Genomic DNA, 19,930 nt, shown 5'->3' with positions numbered 1-19,930 from the left:
ACATATAGGTTAGTTATAAAAAAGTTAGTTTGGTTAGATAGCTATTAATCTTCATTCACTTTGTTGTAAATGTGCTATAGCTTTGTCTAAGGCATCTTCAGGAGCACATTTGATATTTGGAATGACACCTTCGCCCTCCCAGTTAGAACCAGTTATTTCAACAATAGGTTCCCCAGTTGAAATAGATAGTCTTATTCCATCAGTTAATGGATAATACGTATTTCTATTTGCAGCTCCTGCTGAAGGTTCACCTACAATAATTGCTTTCTCATGAGCTTGGAGTACATAAGTAAAGTACTCAGCTGCTGATCCAGTTTTACAGTTAATTAATATGTAAAGTGGATGATTTAGTTTGCGTTTGCCAACAACAAAAGGATGGGTGAAAGTTTGGAAATCTTTTATATTCATATCATGAGTAGTAGATAGTAGTATAGGTTCATCATCAAAAAAGTAGCTAAGTATGTATTCTCCTAGCTCTCCATATCCCCCACGATTGTGACGTAAATCAATAATTGTTGCATCCGTATTTTCTAACATTTTCATCGCTGCAATGGCTGTATCTATACCTCTATCAGGATTCATAAACTGTGTTATTTTCATGTAACCGATATTATTTGGCATAACCTTTACTTCGGTAAACCCAAAGTTGTTTGTTCTTTCTGATTCCAGTTCTTTTTTTAGCCAATCCTCCTCTAGAAAGTTACCGTCTTCTTGATCAGTGAATAATTCAATGTATAAATGCTTGTCTCCACTAAGCTGCATCAACATCTCTGTTACAAATGTAGCAAATTCGCTTAGGTATTTAATATTTTTAAAATCGTCAGAATTTTTTTCGCGTAAGCCACTTAGTAATTTTTCTTTTTTAGATGCAACAACGTAATGCTGCTCTAACAGTTCTATCACTTTTGAAAAGTGATTAAATAAAATTTCTTTGTCCATCGAATAACCTCCATCTTTTATGATTGTTTTCGCATGTGTGCCAAGTTGAACAAGGCTTTACTTTTGATTTTAACATCAAAATATTATAAAAAACTAATTATTTACAAAATTATAAATAAAGAGAAAGTTATTTTGTTATGATAAACTTATTTATATAAATTACAAAATATTCCTGTTGTTTAGTAAAGGGGGTATACACAATTAAAAAGCTAGTACTTTTTTTATGCTGTTTTTTACTAGTTGCTTGTAACCAATTAAAAGAGCCAAGCTTTCATATTAGAGTGAACGTAGCAAATTTAACTGAAGAAGAATATCAATATGTAGGAACAGGAGATTTAGTCAATCCAACAATAAATGATTTTAGAAAATTGATATTTCACTTTGAAATAGACTCTAAGCATAACGTTATAGACTTAAATATTGATACCCCAGAATATGGAGAATGGAAAAATGCAATTAATGCTATTGACGAGCAGAGGTATTGGTACGGTAAAGGTAGTTCTCAAACTAACGCAACCTATAAATATGATTTTGTCTTTTATGCGAAGGGCTTAACAGAGAATGATATTACAAAAGCTTTTGATGAAATGATCATTTCAGCTTCTTGGAAGAAGGATCATGGAGTTGAACAAATAAGAGAATTTTTCATTAGTAACCTAATAGTGTTTGATGGTGAAAGCTAAGCTAGTAAAAGCTGGTTACTATAGAAATACAGCTTGAACTAGAGTCTTCAGGATAGGAGGAACTAAATTGAAAATCATTGAAAATAAAAACGGTTTACAGTTTCTTGATTTTATTAAATGCAACGAAGCACAGATGAAGAAATATGAACCGCTTAGCGGTTCTTTTGCGGTAATCATATGTGGAGAGCGTATTCTTTTATGCTATAACGTATGGAGAAATCAATGGGAGATACCAGCAGGTAGAAGAGAAGAAGGTGAAACCCCGAAGCAGTGTGCTATAAGAGAGTTGTTTGAGGAAACAGGACAAGAAGTAAATGATTTATCATTTAAAGGTTTACTTAAGGTGAAAAATAAACATAGTGGTGAAGTAAAGTATAATCCTGTTTATTACTCAACAGTAGATAAATTGCAACCTTTCAGAGATAACGATGAAACTTCAGAAATTATGCTATGGAATTATAAGGATAATATTGGGGATCTTGATCTCGTAGATATACAAATTCTAGATTTTATCTAATTTTTTTGCATATACGTTGCTGCTATTTACTTAATTGACAATCCCCATGATGATGTTTTACTAAGCAACAATAAATGCGAAAACACCTTCAACTAATAGGAGTGTTATGCCATTTCGTATCGTAAAAATAAGAAAAGGTGTAACGATTATTAGTTGTAGACGTCTAATATTTCATAGTACATACACGAAGTAGGATATTTCCATTCTAAAAAGATATTATTTTAGTAAATTATGGGTAGAAAACAATAAATAACAATGCTAAAATCATAATTAAAAATACAAAAATTCCCTTTGTAGGTGCCATGAATATGGGAGGAATTTAGGGATGAATAAATCATCATTGTTAAAGATGTCATTCGTATTCGCCGCCACAACTTTATTATGGCTGAAGACATATATTGTCTATAAAACTAGCTTTGATTTAAAGATTGAATCTTGGAAGCAAGAATTTATTCTATTTATAAATCCGCTAAGCTTTTTACTTATTATTTTTGGAATTGCACTGTTTATTAATATCAAGAAACGTAATCGTTATTTAATTGTTACAAGCTTCATAGTTTCATTCGTGTTGTATGCAAATATGTTGTATTATAGGGAATTTTCAGATTTTATTACAATGCCATTACTTTTCCAAACTAGCAATATAAAGGATCTACATAATAGTATTTTTGAGCTATTGCATGTGACTGATATTTTTATGTTTGTCGATGTGCTTGTGATATATTGCATTATGCGTCACAGGAATAAGGGATCTAATGAAATCATTTATACGAAGAAAGATAAACGAGCCTATTTCATATTAGTTACAAGCATTGCTTTAGTTAATTTAGTACTTGCGGAAACGGAAAGACCGCAGCTGTTAACGCGTACATTTGACAGAGAAATAATAGTGAAGAACATCGGGTCATACAATTACCACATTTACGACCTTTTGTTAACATCTAAAACAAAAGCACAAAGAGCATTTGCAGATAGTAGTGAGTTTGTTGAAATAGAAAATTATATAAAAGCAAATTACAAAGAACCAAATCAAGACTTTTTTGATATCGCAAAAGGTCGTAATGTGATTATCGTTTCAATGGAATCTTTGCAAAATTTTGTGATAAATGAAACAATTAATGGGGAAGAAATTACGCCTTTTTTAAATGAATTTGTGAAAGAAAGCTATTATTTTGATAATTTTTATCATCAAACGGGTCAGGGAAAAACTTCTGATAGTGAGTTTTTAGTTGAGAATTCATTATACCCTTTAGGTAGGGGGGCAGTATTTTTTACTCATTCAGAAAATGAATATCGTGCGACACCAGAAATCTTGAAAGAAGAAAATTATTATTCAGCGGTATTCCATGCGAATAAAAAAAGCTTTTGGAATAGAGGTGTAATGTACCCTAACCTAGGCTATGATCGTTATTTCTCATTAATTGATTTTGATGTTAATGAGAACAATTCAATTGGTTGGGGGTTAAAGGATGCAGAGTTCTTTTCCCAATCTGTAGATATATTAAAGACACTACCGCAGCCGTTTTATACAAAGTTTATTACGTTAACAAATCATTTTCCGTTTGTACTTGAAGAAGAGGATAAGATGGTAGATGAGTTTACGTCTAATAGCCGGACAGTTAATCGATATTTTCCAACTGTGCGATATATGGATGAGGCTCTTAAAGATTTCGTTGAATTACTAAAGCAAGAAGGCATATATGAAAATTCGATTCTCGTATTCTATGGCGATCACTATGGAATTTCCGAAAATCATAAAAAAGCTATGGGAGAGTTTTTAGGAAAAGAAATGACACCATTTGATGTAGTGAATTTACAAAAAGTCCCTTTAATAATTCATATACCGGGAATTACAGATGAAAATCCACTTGTAGTTTCGAAAGTATCAGGACAAATAGATGTGAAGCCGACACTTTTGCACTTATTGGGGATTGAAACAAAAAATGACGTTCATTTTGGTGCTGATATCTTCTCGACAAAAAAGAGTGACCTTACTGTCTTGAGAGATGGAAGCTTTATAACGGAGGATTATATATATACAAAATCTATATGTTTTGACAAACGTACTGGAGCAAAAACGACTAGTTCTAGCTGTGAACCATATGAAGAAAAAGTAAAACATGAGCTAGAATACTCAGATAACATCGTTTATGGAGACTTATTAAGGTTCTATGATGGGACATCATATAATGAAGCTTTAACTGGTCAATGATGAAGCTTCTAGAAAAGTTCAGGTATTTGATCAAAGCTTTCAATATGGCACCTAGTAAGTAGTAGGTAGCACAAAGAATTTAACTATAAATAAGTCATGCATATTAGCTAAAAGCTACATGCATGACTTATTTATTTTGGTTGTTTTTGTATTAGCCGCTTTTTGTAGAAGTTGCTAAGATGAGGTTTGATCCTTAAAAAGGTGACCAGATTTAGTTGTATACGTGTAGATATCTTAGTAAGACTCCGTAAACTAAAGTATCTTTTCTTCGAAAAACAATAACATTAGCACTAAATTTCATTTTGTTATTCATTAAGAGACTTGTTGTTAATACCTATGTTAAAGCTACTCTTTTTAACTGAAAGATATATGGGTGTTTAGTCATGAATGACAGTTGATTTCTGCGTCATTTGTTTAGGTATATTTATGCCCTTTATATTTGCTCCGACAACACCTATGATAATCATAATAGTGCCAATCAAGTGATAAGTGTAAAATGTTTCATGCAGAATGAAAACACCTGCAAGTATACTTACAATTGTTGAAAGGTTCATAAATACAACAGATTGTGAAGCTTTCATTCTAGATACCATGTAATTGCTTAAGAAAGATGTAACTACAGAAGATAAAATCGCTAAGTATAACATCGGTAAAATAAAATTGGCTTTTAATAAGACTGTAAAATCAGCTTTTTCAGGTGAGACAAAAAGTACTAAATTAAACATGATCATGCCCATGCCCATCATTGCATACGTTAATTCAATTGGTGAAAATTGTTTAGAAAACTTTCTTGCCAATACAGTATAAAAAGCCATTGATACAACAGATAAAAAGATGAGTATAATACCAAGCATATTTGCTTCACCGTCAACGCCTTTCATAACAGTAATGTAACTTACACCTCCCACGGAAAGCAGAATAGAAGCTTTCTGTATTGTTGTCGTGCTCTCTTTTAACAAGATAGCCGCGAATAACATGACAAAAATGGGGACTAAGGCTGTAATAATACCAGCTTCACTGGAAGAAGCATATTTCATTCCATAAGTTTGAAATGAAAAAGAAAGTACAGGTTGAACGATTGAGAATAATATAAGCGGGAGTACGGGTTTATGTCGAAAATCTACGCGTATTACTTTTAATAAAATAAATGCTGTCATGACAATAAATGCAATGGTAAAACGGTAGGATAATATAGCTAAAGGTGAAGTTTCACTTACAATATTTTTTAAAAATAAAAAGCTGAAACCGACTATGCCAGCACTTAATATACCTGCCACTATAGGTAATAGATTATATTGTTTCATCTTTCATTCCTCCTAGTTGCTATCTCTTATGTATAGCATACTTAAAGGAAGCTTATCGTACATCAATGAATAGGATGAACATGGTCTACTACTTTAGCCTGAGGTACTCATCTAGTTGATATTTACATAAAAACTACCGTTGCGACTGATCTTCATTTGCTTACGTTTTTTCGAGCTTTGTGCCATCCTTCCTTAAATTAGTATTTTTATCTAGGTGTTGTTGTTTTTTAAATGAAAAGGTGCCAAGAATACTAGCTGTTTATATGTTTATTCTTAGTAGGATAAACACATAAACAGCTTTTACTTATGTGTTATTATCTTGACATCATTAGTCAATGTTTAAGGTTACTTATTCTGAACTAAGCTAAAAAAGGTAATAAAACATATAACACTACAAATAATATATTGATATAATTAATATGAAATACCATTTTATAACATTATATTTTCTTATATTACAAACACCGTTAGCAATTTCTTTGTTGCTTTTTTATTTCAATTTGAGTTATTGATGTGTATATATAAATGATTTTTACAGTCATTAAAAAAGAAAAAATGTCCCGAACGATAGTTGTTTTCATGTTTAGCTGTTATTACGATAGACAACAATGACTGCGAAAACGGTGCTATGTTAAAGAGTTAAACACAAATTTAGTAAGCATTGCAGAATATTATGGTGTATTCCTATAGAAGTTATAGAACAAAGCTTATGAAAGAACATTTACAAAGCTTAAGGTGATTGTATACTTTCCTTAAGAAATTCTTCATATTTTTCTAATCCAAATGTTAAGAAATGACAAGTATAATAATGAGCAAATGAGTAGGAGATGAGGTGTAATGATGAACGAATATACAATTCTAGTTACCGATGACGACAAAGAGATAAGAGATGGCATTGAGATTTATCTTAGTAATGAGGGATATAAGGTCATAAAAGCAGCAAATGGAATTGAAACACTCCAACAGCTTGAAAATAATGAAGTGCATTTAATTATAATGGACATCATGATGCCACAGATGGATGGAATTGCGGCAACATTTAAAATACGAGATAAGTACAATATTCCTATCATTATGCTCAGTGCAAAAGCTGAGGATACAGATAAAATTCATGGACTTTCAGTAGGAGCTGACGACTATATTACAAAGCCATTTCATCCGATGGAGCTCATTGCGCGTGTAAAATCACAAATGCGCAGGTATGTACAGCTAGGCACATATCATGAGCAACAAACAATCACTGAAGTAAATGGCTTAGTTCTTGATCAGGAAGCAAAGGAAGTGAAGCTAGACGGCAACTCAATTAAGCTTACACCGATTGAGTATAAGATCACAGAGCTATTATTACTGAATGCAGGGCGTGTGTTTTCCATTAATGAAATTTATGAACGAGTATGGAATGAGCCAGCATATAACGCCGAGAATATCGTAGCAGTGCATATTCGAAAAATACGAGAAAAAATAGAAGAAAATCCAAAAAATCCTCGTTATGTTAAGGTTGTTTGGGGGATTGGTTATAAGATTGAGAAGTAACCTTCTTTAAAGAAAGTTCGCAAACATATAGATAAACAATGTTTTAATGGATTTTTTATAGCTTAGTGAGTGTAAGAAGGGGGTTTGTAAAATGAAGAAGAATTTCTATAAAACAATTGGTTGGAGTTTATTAGTTAGCATAATTCTAATTGCCGTAACTTCAACTCTAGAAAATGCTCATCGATTTATCGGTAATCAAGATTATTTTCAAACCGATGAATTTCAATCAGAATACCATAACTATATAAGGGAATTAAGTTCAATTGTGTTAAATAATCCTGATAAGGAGCAGTTGAAGGAAACAGTTTCTGTTTCTCAACAAGAAATAGATCAGTATAGGTTTTACTACGGTGACTTAACTTCGCAAATTCAAAATATACAGGGGCAATATCAATCACGTATTTTAGAAGCGGAGGCTTCAGGTAATACCTCTGTGAAAGATGCCCTTACGAAAGAACGAGACGCCAAAATAGCTGACGTACAAAAAAACTTTGAAGATGATGAATATGTCGAAAAAAAGATAAAAGCAGTTATTAACACAAATATTGATTCGTATATAGCGGAACTAAACGCGAAAAAACAAGACTTCGTGTCCGATTTCACATATTTCTCATATGAGTTGAAAAATATTGAGACAGGCGAAACCTTCTCATCTGGAGATGTATCAGAAAAAGCTGCGTTTACTATGGAGTTCAGTAAAAAGAATGGATATTTAAAGGCATCACAATATTTAGATAGTGCATCATATTATATCGGTGGAGAGTACAACGAAGAAACTGGAATCGATGTCAATAATAAAATAACCACATTATTAAAAGCTTCTCCATCAACATTTGAAGGAAAAATAACTATACCCGTTGCAAACATGAATCAAGTAGAAAGGGCACAATATTTCATTTATCAAAAAAATCTGTCATTAATCATGCTGGCAATAGCTGTTGTTGCTTTATTAATTATATTATTAATATTTAAATTTCGTAAATCTTGGTACGTAGATAGTTCTGTAAGACGACAATATGAAAATTGGCCATTAGACATAAGGCTTGTCCTAATTTTGATCAATGGCTGGATTGTCATGATATTTACTTTCATGCTTAAGCAAGATTATTATTCATTATTTTCTTATTACAATTATCAGAGTGTTGAAGGGCTATTATTTAATCATTTCATTCATTTATTTGCAATATGGTTTGGCATATACCAAGTTGTATGGACGTATGATGAGCTAAAGCAAGGATTGGGCTTTATCGAAACACTTAAAAACGGTATTGTTGTTAAAAATATAAAGTTAGTAAGGGATGCTTTTTTAAAAACCGCTATCGGGAAGCAAATGTTGGCGATATTAATCGTTATCTTTTTTTGGGGGATTGGAACTGCAATTGCCTTTGCTAATTCTTACGATGATGGTTTAATCATGTTTTATCTTATTTGTGTCTTCTTCATCGGTATACCGTCAATTTTGTTTCTGATGAAAAGGATTCGTTATTTAAATCGTGTATTTAGAGCAACCGAGCAAATGGCAAGTGGCACCTTACTTGAACCAGTTCCTGAAAAAGGAAAGTCGGTTATAGCTAAGCATGCGAAACATCTTAATAAACTAAGAGCTGGAATTAAGACGTCACTAACAGAGCAAGCAAAAAGTGAGCGATTAAAAACCGAGCTTATAACAAATGTAAGTCATGACTTAAGAACACCTCTGACCTCAATTATCACATATACCGATTTGTTAAAAAATCAGCAGCTGACAGAGGAAGAAAGAAATGAGTATGTAAATATATTAGAAAGAAAATCCAATCGCTTAAAAATACTCATTGAAGACTTGTTTGAAGTATCTAAAATGGCTAGTGGGAATTTGGAGCTTCATAAGCAACAGGTAGATTTAACACAATTAATACACCAAGTACTTGGTGAACACCAAGAGGATATTGAAAAGTCCGGTCTTGATTTTCGGATGACAATTCCAGATACCTCAGTGATGAGCTACGTAGACGGACAAAGATGGTGGCGTGTGTTAGACAATTTAATCGTTAATGCACTGAAGTATTCACTTACAGGTACAAGAGTATATGTTAGTCTAAAGCATGAAAATAACCAAGCAGAATTTGTTGTTAAGAACATTACTAAATATGAGCTTGGTGAGAATATTAACGAACTACTTGAAAGATTTAAACGAGCAGATACATCACGAGCTACAGAGGGATCTGGCTTAGGGCTTGCGATTGCTCAATCGATCGTTGATTTACATGGCGGTACATTACAAATAGATCTAGATGGCGATCTATTTAAAGTAATTGTTAAAATACCAACATATTAGAGTTAAAATTAGAATAAATTTACATTTATGTAAGGGAATATTTATAATAATAAGGACACTTCTTCGTAGAATGATAGGCACATTTATCATATGAGAGAAGTGTCCTCTTTTTTATCTTAGCTGTTTTTGCATCGATTGCTCTGAATCCAAATTAAGAAATGATACATGCCCTCTACTACTTTTTCATTGTAATTTCTTAGTGAGAATTGTAACAATATTTAAGAAGAGAGCCTTAACTGGAATCTTAATCATATGAAAGGGAGAGAGCAGGAATGAAAAAGATATTATTTTTGCCATTGTTAAGTATGCCTTCCGGACATCATCAAGTAGCAGAGGCTTTAATTCATTCAATTAATAGGACTACCAATGGGATAACAACGAATAAGGTTGACCTACTTAGTTACTCTCATCCAGTTTTAGAAAAATTAATTACAGCATTTTATCTTAAATGGATAAAAGTATCACCTAAAACGTATAAGTGGGCATATAATAATTTCGGTTATTCAAAATCAACAACCTACTCATTACAATGGTATGAAAGGTTGTTTTTAAAAAACATGGAGCAACTTATTCAACGTGAACAACCTGATGTTATCGTAGCAACACATGGCTTTCCATCGTTTTTAGTTAGCCGCTTAAAGCAAAAGAGAATGATTGATGTTCCGTTAATTAATGTGTATACAGATTTTTTTATTAACAATGTCTGGGGAAGAGATGGTGTTGATTATCATTTTGTACCAAGTGAGCACATACGTACTTCCTTAATAGAGGATAGCGGGGTAACTGCAGAAAAGATAGTTGTGACAGGTATTCCTATTAATGGCAAGTTTAATCGGGTGAGCCGACAGTTCGAACAAAAACAAATCCATCATATTTTGTTAGCTGGTGGAAGTTGTGGCTTAGGAAATATGGTAGACCTTCTAAGGCAAATAGATCATTCAGCAAAGCATTTTCATTTTTCCGTATTATGTGGAAATAACGTGAGGATGTATGAAGAGTTAACAAACTGGAAAAAACCATATATTACGCCGTTGCAGTATCTTTCTTCGCGAGATGAAATGAATGATTTGTATGAAAATGTTGATGCTATTGTGACGAAGCCTGGCGGTGTAACTGTTAGTGAGGCTTTGCATAAAAAGTTACCAATCTTTGCAATAGCTGGTTTACCAGGACAGGAAGAAATTAATTTATCTTATCTTCAAAGTGAAAGCTTAGTGTATAAACTTGATTTGAATATGTCTATCTCATCACAGATCATTGAGAAACTAACGAATAAGCAGGAATGGAATGAGCACCAACAAAGAATTGAGGGTTATGTGCAGACGTGCCAGTTTGCATCTGAGAAATTATTAACAGTCATAAAAGCTATTAACAACAAAAAGGTAGATAAGGTTGGGTAGTTTATGTCAAAGGAGAAATGGTTAACAGATTAATAGGATAATCTGTGATTATTGAAGTCTCTAAACCAGCATCTTATATAGGAAAAAGGGTGAAAGATAGATGAATATACTAGAACTTATACAAAATCTAGGTACGATTGGTTTATTTATATCCATGTTTTTAGAAGGCTCATCTATACCATTCCCGGGAATTGTGGTCGTTTTATCGTACGGTCTGTTGCTAAATCCTAGTCATATGGAGATTGTACTCACCTCGCTTGGTATGGCAAGTATGTATACGGTAGCGAGCCTCATTCCTTATGTACTCGGTGCAAAAATGACCTTTTTATTCCCAAAGAGATTTTGGATAAGTATGGAGAAAGCTAGATGTTGGTTTAGAAGGTATGGAGTTTGGAGTATCTCTTTATCAAGACCATTCGTTATAGGAAATTATATTTCTTATGTAGCTGGTATAAGTAATGTAAAGTTACGTATTTATCTTGTTCATACTTTTTTGGGAATCCTGCCATGGTCAGTTGCCGTTCTCATGATTGGCAAACTTGGAAATGTAACGAAAGTAAAGCAATTGTTTCAGGAATATGATGTATATATTTATCTCTTAGGCGCATTAATTCTCATTAGTTATCTTATTTTATTGTGGATAAAGTTAAAAAATAATGCTGGAACTTATATGAAGGAGGAGATCGAGAACAGCAAACAACAACAAGATAGTGTAGCTTTGAACAAGTGAACTACAGTATAACGACATCATCATGTGTTAACTCTGAAAGCTGTTACCAACCTCTAATCAAAATATTGGGCTGGGAGGTAAGTGGAATGATCAGAACAGGCTTATCGTTGAGTGGAGGCTCCATAAGAGGTGCTGCTCATATTGGCGTACTTAACGAATTGAATAAACAAAATATGGAAATTACACATATTGCTGGAACGAGCGCAGGAGCTGTCATTGCCGGCTTATACGCTTGTGGTATGAAACCAGAAACAATGAAAAAGGAATTAGATGAACTTTCATTAAGAAAATTAATAGATATAAGATTGGGTAAAAAAGGATTTGTTAAAGGGAAAAGAATTTATGACAAGCTACTACAGCTCACAGACGGCAAGTATTTTACTGATCTAGAGATCCCACTTGCAATAGTTAGTTTAGATCTGTTATCTGGCAAACTAGTTGTCATTCGTTCAGGTGAAGTGGCCAAAGCTATTCATGCAAGTGTAGCCATTCCTGGCATATTTTCACCTGTTAATTATGGCAATCAGCTATTAGTTGATGGATATATATTAAATAATAATCCTGTCGATATCGTAAAAGAAATGGGTGCTAAGCATATTACTGCTGTTTGCCTACGAGGATCAAAAGATCAACAGCCAAAAAATATATTACATCAGCTTTCAAGATACATAGGCGTAGCAAGTAAATATCATACAAACCAGCTTGTAGAAAAATATGCAGATGTAATTATAGAAATTGATTTACAAGGTGTAGGTGGATTTCAGAAAAAATCCTTAGGTGAATTTGTAGAATTAGGAAGAGAGCAGGCATGTGATGCTTTTTCCATTAGTGAGCTCAACCAACATACGAACAATTGCATGTATCCTCAAGAATTCAGCGAGAAAAGGTTAACTGTCTAAAGTTAGTAAAATGAATGAAGAAAACGTACGAAAATTATTTTTACAACTAACAGTGAAAAATCTAGATAGATTCATTTATCGATGAATCTATCTAGATGATGGTACGCCAATTCGCTATTGCAATGTATATGATGGTGGACTTACTTTATCTATCAATATAAGGCCATCGTATTGCTCACTCGGTATAAATAGAATATCACTTCTACCATCGTGTTTTCCTATTGCTTCCGAATTCCACCAATAACTATTTGTTTTATCATCTTTTATATTGATATTTAAAAAGGTCACTGGATATCCTGATTGATTAAGCCGATGTTCTATTGAGTTAGTTTTGTGGTTCGTATTAACATCCACAATTTCTTTAATATCAAGGGATTTATGTTTACCACTATACATATATAATCCGATAACATATGCTTCATTTTTTATAGACTCTGGTAAATATTCTACCATACTAACGTACCAACCATTGCTAGTGGCTGAATTGTTTTTCATAATGTGACCGTTATGTCCCCATACAACGAATTTTTCATCAGGATATAATTCATTAAGCAACCATACTAAATTTTCTGACATGATTTTATCTCTTAAGTTCATATAATTTATTTCTTCACTACTGTTGTATATGTTAGAAAGTAAATATAATCTTTGTTTGAATATTTTATCAAACAATTGTTGGATATTCTCGTTTAAAGATCGAGCTAGATTAGAATTTTCTTCGTTCAAACTACTTAATAAATTCTTATATTGATCGATTAACTTTTTATTTCTTTCATCTGGAATAGGATTGCCTAGTTGTGTTAAAGAATAAAACTCTTTTTCTGCTATTTCAATAGCTTTTGCATACTCTAAATTTATATCCTCAAAAAAATCGTATAGCAATCCCTCCCTTGTACCCGTTGAATTCATATCAAATCCAACAAGGTTGATAGGTTGACTTGAAGATTTCTGTTCTCGTATATATTTAAATAAATATGTATTATTGTTCGTATGCCAAATATTATAAAGAGATTTCTTCATGCCAGTAATTGAATCTAGCTCAAGCAACAGTTCATTTGTCAGATTAACCTCTGTCATGCCGCTTTCGAAAGCTACTACATTGTAATCTAACTCTTCATGTAAAAATTTAATGAGCCTGCCTTTCATTTGATTATATTCTGCAACCCCATGAGAGCTTTCACCGAGCATGACAATTCTTTTATCTGCTAATATATCTTTCAGAAACATTAAGTCACTAAAGTCATTACCTTTCAAATCTATGCTTTTAAAATCGAAGTTATCTTTGTTAGAACTACTTATTTGATCGATATGATCTGCTTTCAGTGAGATAACTTTTTCACTATTATGTGATGATGTTTGGATTTCACATCCTGATAAATATAGAAAAGTGAATAAAGTATAGATGAATAATGATGAAGTTTTCCGAAATAATCTCATATTTTACCTTCTTTTTTTTAATATTTTTCTTATAAATCCATCAACAATTCTTGTAAATATGGAATGTGTTTTTTGCTTTTTTAAAACGATTTTGCGTAATACTGCGATAACTTAAGAGCTAATAAAGTGTTCACACCCTTTTCAGTATACTTAGAAACTTCAATTATTTGCCTTTTTTTTTTGCTTAGCGCTTGGGATTTTCTTATTAGCGCTGTTATTGTGATTTCTTTCTGCTTTTAATTATTAAGGTCACTTGAAAAATAAGTAAACCTAATCTACCATATGGAGTAAAGTAAATGAGTATTGCTGTTTATACCAAAACAATAAAAAAATCCAGTTATTTCTATAGATTATTTCATTATTGCACCTCGAGTAGGTAATGAATATCCATATTTTACTATATGGTAAAATGATTATCAATATAGTTAAATTTAGTTAAACTTTGAATTGTTAAGTTTATCTGATAAAGATTATTTTAGTAATTTGAAATTATTTCTATATAGTTTGCGTTATATCCAGTGATTTCAGGAGGGGGAGGGAAATGTTAGGTTTGAACAAAGGTGAAGTTAAGCTAGTAGAAAATAAATATTCAGAATGGAATAGCTTGTTTTTAGAAGAGAAAGAGACTTTGGATTTATTAATTGGTAACTATGTAAAAGATATTCAACATATAGGTAGTACAGCTATTCGGAGTATATTGGCAAAGCCCATACTTGACATATTAGTTGGTGTTGAATCTTTAAGTGATATATAACAGTTTGATACAAACGTTCTGAAAGAAGAAGGCTATTATCATTTATCTAAAGTTGAAATAGAAGGTAAAGAAGTGTTTGCGAAATTTTCCAATTTAAATACCATGACTAAATCTTATATTCTTCATATCGTTGAATATAAGGGTGATTGGTGGCAACAACACACGTTTTTCAGAGATTATTTAAATAATAACCCTCAAATGGCTAAAGAATATGAAGCACTTAAAAAGACCCTAGCTATTAAATATCCCAATAATGTATCTGCCTATTCCGAAGAAAAAAATAGTTTTGTAGCTAAGGTTCTAAGTCAAAGACAAAATTGACATCAATTTTGGAGTAGGTTAATGAATTAAAATTTGTTGCATTTATGAGAAAATTAGAGTACTAAATTTATCATCTACACCTTAAGGGCAGTATAAATGATCGGGATAAGGTTCGACTAAAATATTTTATTAAAATTTCATTGGGTTCCAATAATATATTTAAGGACTATAATGAATTTAATAGCTTGATAAGTAAATACAAACAGTTTTATTTCTTCCAATTAATGTATAGTAAGTTGGAGGAGTGATAAATGTTGATAGTTAAGATGACAAGAAAGGAATTTGACACGTTAGCTCATGAGGAGCTTTGTAAAGTATGCTTTGAACCTTTGATCATAGCCTATAAAAATAGTATGGCTGAGCAAACTTTACAAAGCATGTCCGCGTTTAAAGAGCAATTTTATGAACAGCTAACTACTGGGCAACAAGCTTTATTCGTATTTCATATGTTTTATGATCATGCAAGAAAATCCGTAGTAGAGTTGTATTGGTGGAGTTCATATTTTTATGCCCAACCGAAAAATTGGTCATCAATAAAAGCTAGTGTTCATCACTTTCAGGATATCGATATGTTCAAGTTACTTGAAGAGATCGAAAGCGTTTTGCTACAACATCAATACCCTAGTAGTTTAGAAGATTATCATATTACACGAGAAGACTTAGCTAATAATAAAGAACTTATTACTAAGTTTAATCGTTTTCATCTTCAGTTTATCGAGAACACTTCTAAGACGATTAAGCTTATAAGTAAGGGTATTCGAGGATGTCCAACTGAGTTTGTATTCATTGAGGAATAAGGTTATTAATTACCCATAAACCAGCTTCCTTTAAGGGAGTTGGTTTTTAATAGTAAAACACAAACTTATTTGAAAAGGTATGATATATTAATTAGGATGGAAGTTAATGTAGGAGGTAAAGCTAAATGAAAGTTCGATTAAGTAAATATCGTATTAAAGAAGGTAAAACGAAACGTGTGGATGATTGGATGGACATGTTAAATCAAAACATGGATAAGGTACTTATTATATTAAAAAATGAAAATTTGTATGTAGAAACAATGTTTCGTGAAAAAAATGCTGATGGTGAATTTCTTTATTGGTATGCAATACAAGGTGATAATGAAATGAATGTAGAACTTACGGAAGATGAAATAAACAATAAGAATGAAGTAATTAAGAAGCATATGGAGTATTGGGAAGAATGTATTGATCAAGAGGAACAAACACCAATAACTACAGAAGTTGTTATGGTACCTGATAAAATTAGCAAACATATCATTTAATTCTAACAAATTTTTTTCTAGGCAAAAGATACATACGTGAATAAAAATTTGGATTTAATCTAGTCGATTTTAACCCCCACTTTTACATTTAGTGGGGTTTTTGGTTTTATAGGTGGAGTAGAACCCCACCTATAAAATTAGATCAAAGTCTACTAAAGGTAAACATATTAATTTTAATTATTTAATTCAGCAAAAACATTCATGAGTGCTCTAGAAGGTGAGCTTAAGTAACGCTCGTGATGATAAGCAAAGACAAGTGTCCTTGTTGGATTTGAATCTATTTTAAAGTAAGTAAGTTGTTTATTAGCATTTTGATGTACGACCATATTCGGTACAACCGTCACGCCGAGGCCATTTTTTACTAGAGACTGCGCTGTTTCAATACTACTTGTTTCAAACTCTATCTGAGGTTGAAACCCACTCTTTGCACATAACTCTAATACCGAATTTCGAAACCCAAAACCTTGCTTTAGCAGGATAAATGGACACTGGGACAAGCTTTCTAATGAAAGAGTACGTGCGTGCTGTATCTGTGATGGTGTTAAGAGACTTTGAATTTGGCTCGGCATCCAAGAGGTTATTTTTGTCGGTAGAACGATGTGAAGTGGCTCGGTAAACATCGTTTTTGTAGTTAAGTATGTATTTTCTATTGGGAGAGCTACTATAGCAATGTCGATTTCCCCTTTAGCAGTTAAGGAAGTAAGCTGTTTTGTTGATTCTTCAACTAGCTTAATTTGAACATTGGGGTATCTTTGTTTGTATTCTTGAAGAAGTGGAGGTAATACATGACCACCTGTGACTGCTGTTGAACCGATGATTAACTCCCCGCTTGTTCCTTGATTAACTTCTTTCATTTCACGAATTAAGTCGTTCCGCATAAGGACAATCTTTTCCGCTTTTTTTAAGAATCTCACTCCAGCAGGAGTTGGAGTAATGTTGCCATGCTTACGAATAAATAATTGTACCCCTAATTCATTCTCTAATTTAGAAATTTGCTTACTTAATGATGGTTGTGCAATGTGAAGGCTCTCTGCTGCTTTAGTAAAATTTCGGCTCTTGGATATAGCGAGTGCGTATTCTAATAATCTTATTTCCAACAATATAACCTCCATAGCTAAAAGCTATTAAAATAATAGATTATATATCTTAGACGAATACTTTTCCATTGGCTATGATGAAACTACCTTTAATTAATGCTAGAGGAGGGGTAAGCCATTGAATAGCTGGAATGCAAACTTGTACGATGACAAGCAACATTTTGTTTCAAATTTTGGCAAAGAACTAATAGGCCTGCTTAATCCACAAGCAGGAGAGAAAATTCTTGACTTAGGTTGTGGAACAGGTGACCTTGCAAATGAGATATTTCAATTTGGATCAGTGATAGTTGGAATTGACTCGTCTGAAGAAATGATTCAACAAGCACGAAGCAAGTATCCATTCATTTCATTTCTTATCCAAGATGGTGAAACCTTTCTAACTCACGATAAATATGATGCTGTATTTTCCAATTCGGCTATTCACTGGATGAAGCAGACGTCAAAAGTTGTTGAAAATATTTCACATGCGTTAAAGCCGGGTGGAAGGTTTGTAGCTGAGTTTGGTGGGAAATACAATGTAGAAACAACTATCAAAGCTATATCAAGTGTACTATATAGTGAGTTTGGGATAGATGCTTCAGTAAGAAACCCTTGGTATTTTCCAAGTGTAGGAGAATACACTACTTTACTTGAAGAGCATGGTTTTACAGTTCATTACGCTCAATATTTTGATCGACCGACATTACTGCCCGACCAAGAAGAAGGGTTGAATCATTGGTTAGATAGTTTTGCTAGCGATTTTTTTGTTGGGTTTAGTGAAGAACAGCAGCTTCATTTATACAGATTAGTTAATGAGAAAATAAAACCTCAATTGTTTCATCAAGGATCTTGGGTTGCGGATTATAAAAGGATTCGTATTATAGCTGTAAAATAAGTTTGTTGTTTGCATGTGCATTTATTGTTGTTTTCTTCTATAAAACGATGACTGTTGAGTAAAACGACTTTCTAATCTTCAATTTAAGGAACTATAGCTACAAAGTTTACGAAAAGAGTCAATAAGTTAGATATATATGATTTATTTGTTATAAAAATCATATTATTATGAATATATTGAATGCTAAATTTTAATCTTCTATAATATATGTTAGCATCGGGAAGTGTTTAAAGCTATAAAGAAAGGATGACGTCAATGGGGTATGAATTTATTTTTATATGAATTAAATGAGTTTGAACATCTGCTCGTAACTTATTAATTGGTTGTTACCCAAGAGCTCCTTCAATTTTTTCTTGACGAACGTATAAGTTTGCAAAAAAGTTGAAGGAGTGTTAACTGAAATGAAAGAAAAGAATTTCCGCACCCTATTATATTCATTTGTTTTATCAAGTGTAGCGGTCGCTATGTATCAGGGAGTTTATAAAAATTACTTATTAGATCATTTGTCCTTTTCTCCGACTCAATATGGGTGGGTTGATGGAATGAAGGAGCTGCCTGGATTATTTGCAGTTGGAATTGTCCTTATTGCATCACGGTTTACCCCAAAAGCTGTGTGGATTTGCTCTCTAATTGTGATTGCAGCAGGGTTAGTTTTATATACTGTCTCTGACAATTTGTTATTCATTATTATCTTCACTTTAATTTATAGTACTGGGACACATTTAAGGGGGATACAAGGAGATTATTTAGTAACTGATTTTTCTACAGAACGGGATCGTTCCTATAAATTTGGACTAATTGCAAGTTATAATGCAGTAGCAAGTTTATTAGGAATGGGTTTAGTGTGGGGAATTAGTACGGTATCTTCATTTGAAACAATTTTTATTATAAGCAGTATTTTCGCATCGGTTAGCACAATTGCTGGGCTGAAGGTCGTGCAAGCAAAAAGTTACTCTTCTCCCACAGCGAAATTAGTTTTTAAAAGGGCGTATACTCCTTATTATTTGTTGACTATCTTGTCTGCGACAAGGGAAATGTTTTTTATTACTTTTGGGACTTTACTCTTGATTGAAACATTTAATACTTCTGTACAATTAATGGCACTACTTATGGCTGCTCACAGTATATGCGCCATTATTACGCGACCATTAGTTGGAAAGGCAATACAGCGATGGGGTGAAGGAAGAGCACTTGCGGTTAATTATATCCTAGTTACGTTTGTATTCGTAGGGTATGCCTTGTTCGATTATGTCTATCTTATTTATTTTCTTTTTATCATTGATGATGTGTTAGTTGGTTTTGACGATATCGGTATTTCATCTTTCGTAGGACGTCTTGTTCCCAGAGATGAATTAAGTGCGACGTTAGCAATGGGTAGTACAATAGCGCACGTTGTCGCAGTTTGTATCCCAATTCTAGGGGCAGTAGTTTGGACAATGTTTGGATCTATGATTATTTTTCTGATTGGTGCGATTGTAACGATTATAGCAGCGCTGTTTTCATTTAAGTTGACAAACTTTAAACCATTTTAACATTGTTTAGTTGTTATAGAAAAAATGAGGCTATTTGAAAAGATCAATTTCAAATAGCCCTCCTTATGTTCTAATAAAAGCATGCTATATTATTATCTTAGT

At 32.7% G+C, this 19,930-nt stretch carries 16 protein-coding genes and 1 pseudogene; 13 read left to right on the top strand and 4 right to left on the bottom strand.

What is annotated here, in order from left to right; translation table 11 throughout:
- Nucleotides 1-51 precede the first annotated feature (51 nt).
- The gene (locus V1503_RS04695) at nt 52-939 is read right to left on the bottom strand and encodes a S41 family peptidase (RefSeq protein WP_410625196.1); all 888 of its coding nucleotides are present in this window, start codon (nt 937-939) and stop codon (nt 52-54) included.
- Nucleotides 940-1,220: 281 nt separating this feature from the next.
- On the opposite strand from V1503_RS04695, the gene V1503_RS04690 reads away from it, so the two are divergent.
- From V1503_RS04690 to V1503_RS04680, 3 genes are all read left to right on the top strand, one after another.
- Entirely contained in the window at nt 1,221-1,622 is a 402-nt protein-coding gene (locus V1503_RS04690; RefSeq protein ID WP_410625194.1) for a hypothetical protein, read from the top strand.
- Between the two features lie 67 nt (nt 1,623-1,689).
- Nucleotides 1,690-2,139, top strand: coding sequence for an NUDIX domain-containing protein (locus V1503_RS04685; protein ID WP_410625192.1), 450 nt, complete (start codon nt 1,690-1,692; stop codon nt 2,137-2,139).
- A gap of 325 nt (nt 2,140-2,464) precedes the next feature.
- On the top strand, nt 2,465-4,351 hold the full coding sequence (locus V1503_RS04680) for an LTA synthase family protein (protein WP_410625190.1): 1,887 nt from the start codon (nt 2,465-2,467) through the stop codon (nt 4,349-4,351).
- 377 nt (nt 4,352-4,728) lie between these two features.
- On the opposite strand, the gene V1503_RS04675 is transcribed toward V1503_RS04680, so the two are convergent.
- Nucleotides 4,729-5,655 carry a DMT family transporter gene (locus tag V1503_RS04675; RefSeq protein ID WP_410625188.1) on the bottom strand — a complete coding sequence of 309 codons (927 nt, stop codon included), beginning with the start codon at nt 5,653-5,655 and terminating at the stop codon, nt 4,729-4,731.
- Between the two features lie 840 nt (nt 5,656-6,495).
- Here V1503_RS04675 and V1503_RS04670 point away from each other — a divergent pair.
- The 5 genes from V1503_RS04670 (at nt 6,496) to V1503_RS04650 (ending at nt 12,531) form a co-directional block, all read left to right on the top strand.
- A complete protein-coding gene (locus V1503_RS04670) occupies nt 6,496-7,188 on the top strand; it encodes a response regulator transcription factor (RefSeq protein WP_214483458.1) in 693 nt (230 codons plus the stop codon).
- Between the two features lie 91 nt (nt 7,189-7,279).
- The gene (locus tag V1503_RS04665; RefSeq protein WP_410625186.1) at nt 7,280-9,502 is read left to right on the top strand and encodes a sensor histidine kinase; all 2,223 of its coding nucleotides are present in this window, start codon (nt 7,280-7,282) and stop codon (nt 9,500-9,502) included.
- Between the two features lie 272 nt (nt 9,503-9,774).
- Nucleotides 9,775-10,902 carry an MGDG synthase family glycosyltransferase gene (locus tag V1503_RS04660; protein ID WP_410625184.1) on the top strand — a complete coding sequence of 376 codons (1,128 nt, stop codon included), beginning with the start codon at nt 9,775-9,777 and terminating at the stop codon, nt 10,900-10,902.
- Between the two features lie 100 nt (nt 10,903-11,002).
- Nucleotides 11,003-11,632: a DedA family protein gene (locus V1503_RS04655; protein ID WP_410625182.1), complete on the top strand. Its 630-nt coding sequence runs from the start codon at nt 11,003-11,005 to the stop codon at nt 11,630-11,632.
- Between the two features lie 86 nt (nt 11,633-11,718).
- Entirely contained in the window at nt 11,719-12,531 is an 813-nt protein-coding gene (locus tag V1503_RS04650; protein ID WP_410625180.1) for a patatin-like phospholipase family protein, read from the top strand.
- Nucleotides 12,532-12,645: 114 nt separating this feature from the next.
- Here V1503_RS04650 and V1503_RS04645 read toward each other — a convergent pair whose 3' ends face one another.
- Complete coding sequence (locus V1503_RS04645) at nt 12,646-13,968, bottom strand: erythromycin esterase family protein (RefSeq protein WP_410625178.1); 1,323 nt, start codon at nt 13,966-13,968, stop codon at nt 12,646-12,648.
- A 541-nt stretch (nt 13,969-14,509) separates the two neighbouring features.
- On the opposite strand from V1503_RS04645, the pseudogene V1503_RS04640 reads away from it, so the two are divergent.
- From V1503_RS04640 to V1503_RS04630, 3 genes and pseudogenes are all read left to right on the top strand, one after another.
- A pseudogene (locus V1503_RS04640) lies at nt 14,510-15,043 on the top strand (GrpB family protein).
- Nucleotides 15,044-15,294: 251 nt separating this feature from the next.
- A complete protein-coding gene (locus V1503_RS04635) occupies nt 15,295-15,840 on the top strand; it encodes a hypothetical protein (RefSeq protein WP_410625176.1) in 546 nt (181 codons plus the stop codon).
- Between the two features lie 125 nt (nt 15,841-15,965).
- Complete coding sequence (locus tag V1503_RS04630) at nt 15,966-16,325, top strand: DUF6176 family protein (RefSeq protein WP_410625174.1); 360 nt, start codon at nt 15,966-15,968, stop codon at nt 16,323-16,325.
- A gap of 173 nt (nt 16,326-16,498) precedes the next feature.
- Here V1503_RS04630 and V1503_RS04625 read toward each other — a convergent pair whose 3' ends face one another.
- Entirely contained in the window at nt 16,499-17,422 is a 924-nt protein-coding gene (locus V1503_RS04625; protein WP_410625172.1) for a LysR family transcriptional regulator, read from the bottom strand.
- Between the two features lie 118 nt (nt 17,423-17,540).
- Here V1503_RS04625 and V1503_RS04620 point away from each other — a divergent pair, with 118 nt between their 5' ends.
- Both V1503_RS04620 and V1503_RS04615 read left to right on the top strand, forming a co-directional pair.
- Complete coding sequence (locus V1503_RS04620) at nt 17,541-18,296, top strand: class I SAM-dependent methyltransferase (RefSeq protein WP_410625170.1); 756 nt, start codon at nt 17,541-17,543, stop codon at nt 18,294-18,296.
- A 401-nt stretch (nt 18,297-18,697) separates the two neighbouring features.
- Nucleotides 18,698-19,828, top strand: coding sequence for an MFS transporter (locus V1503_RS04615; protein ID WP_410625168.1), 1,131 nt, complete (start codon nt 18,698-18,700; stop codon nt 19,826-19,828).
- The last annotated feature ends 102 nt before the right edge of the window (nt 19,829-19,930 follow it).

This window comes from Nanhaiella sioensis (genome assembly GCF_046557775.1).
GTDB classification, from domain to species: Bacteria; Bacillota; Bacilli; order Bacillales; family SM2101; genus Nanhaiella; species Nanhaiella sioensis.
This window is presented reverse-complemented; position numbering and strand designations above follow the sequence as displayed.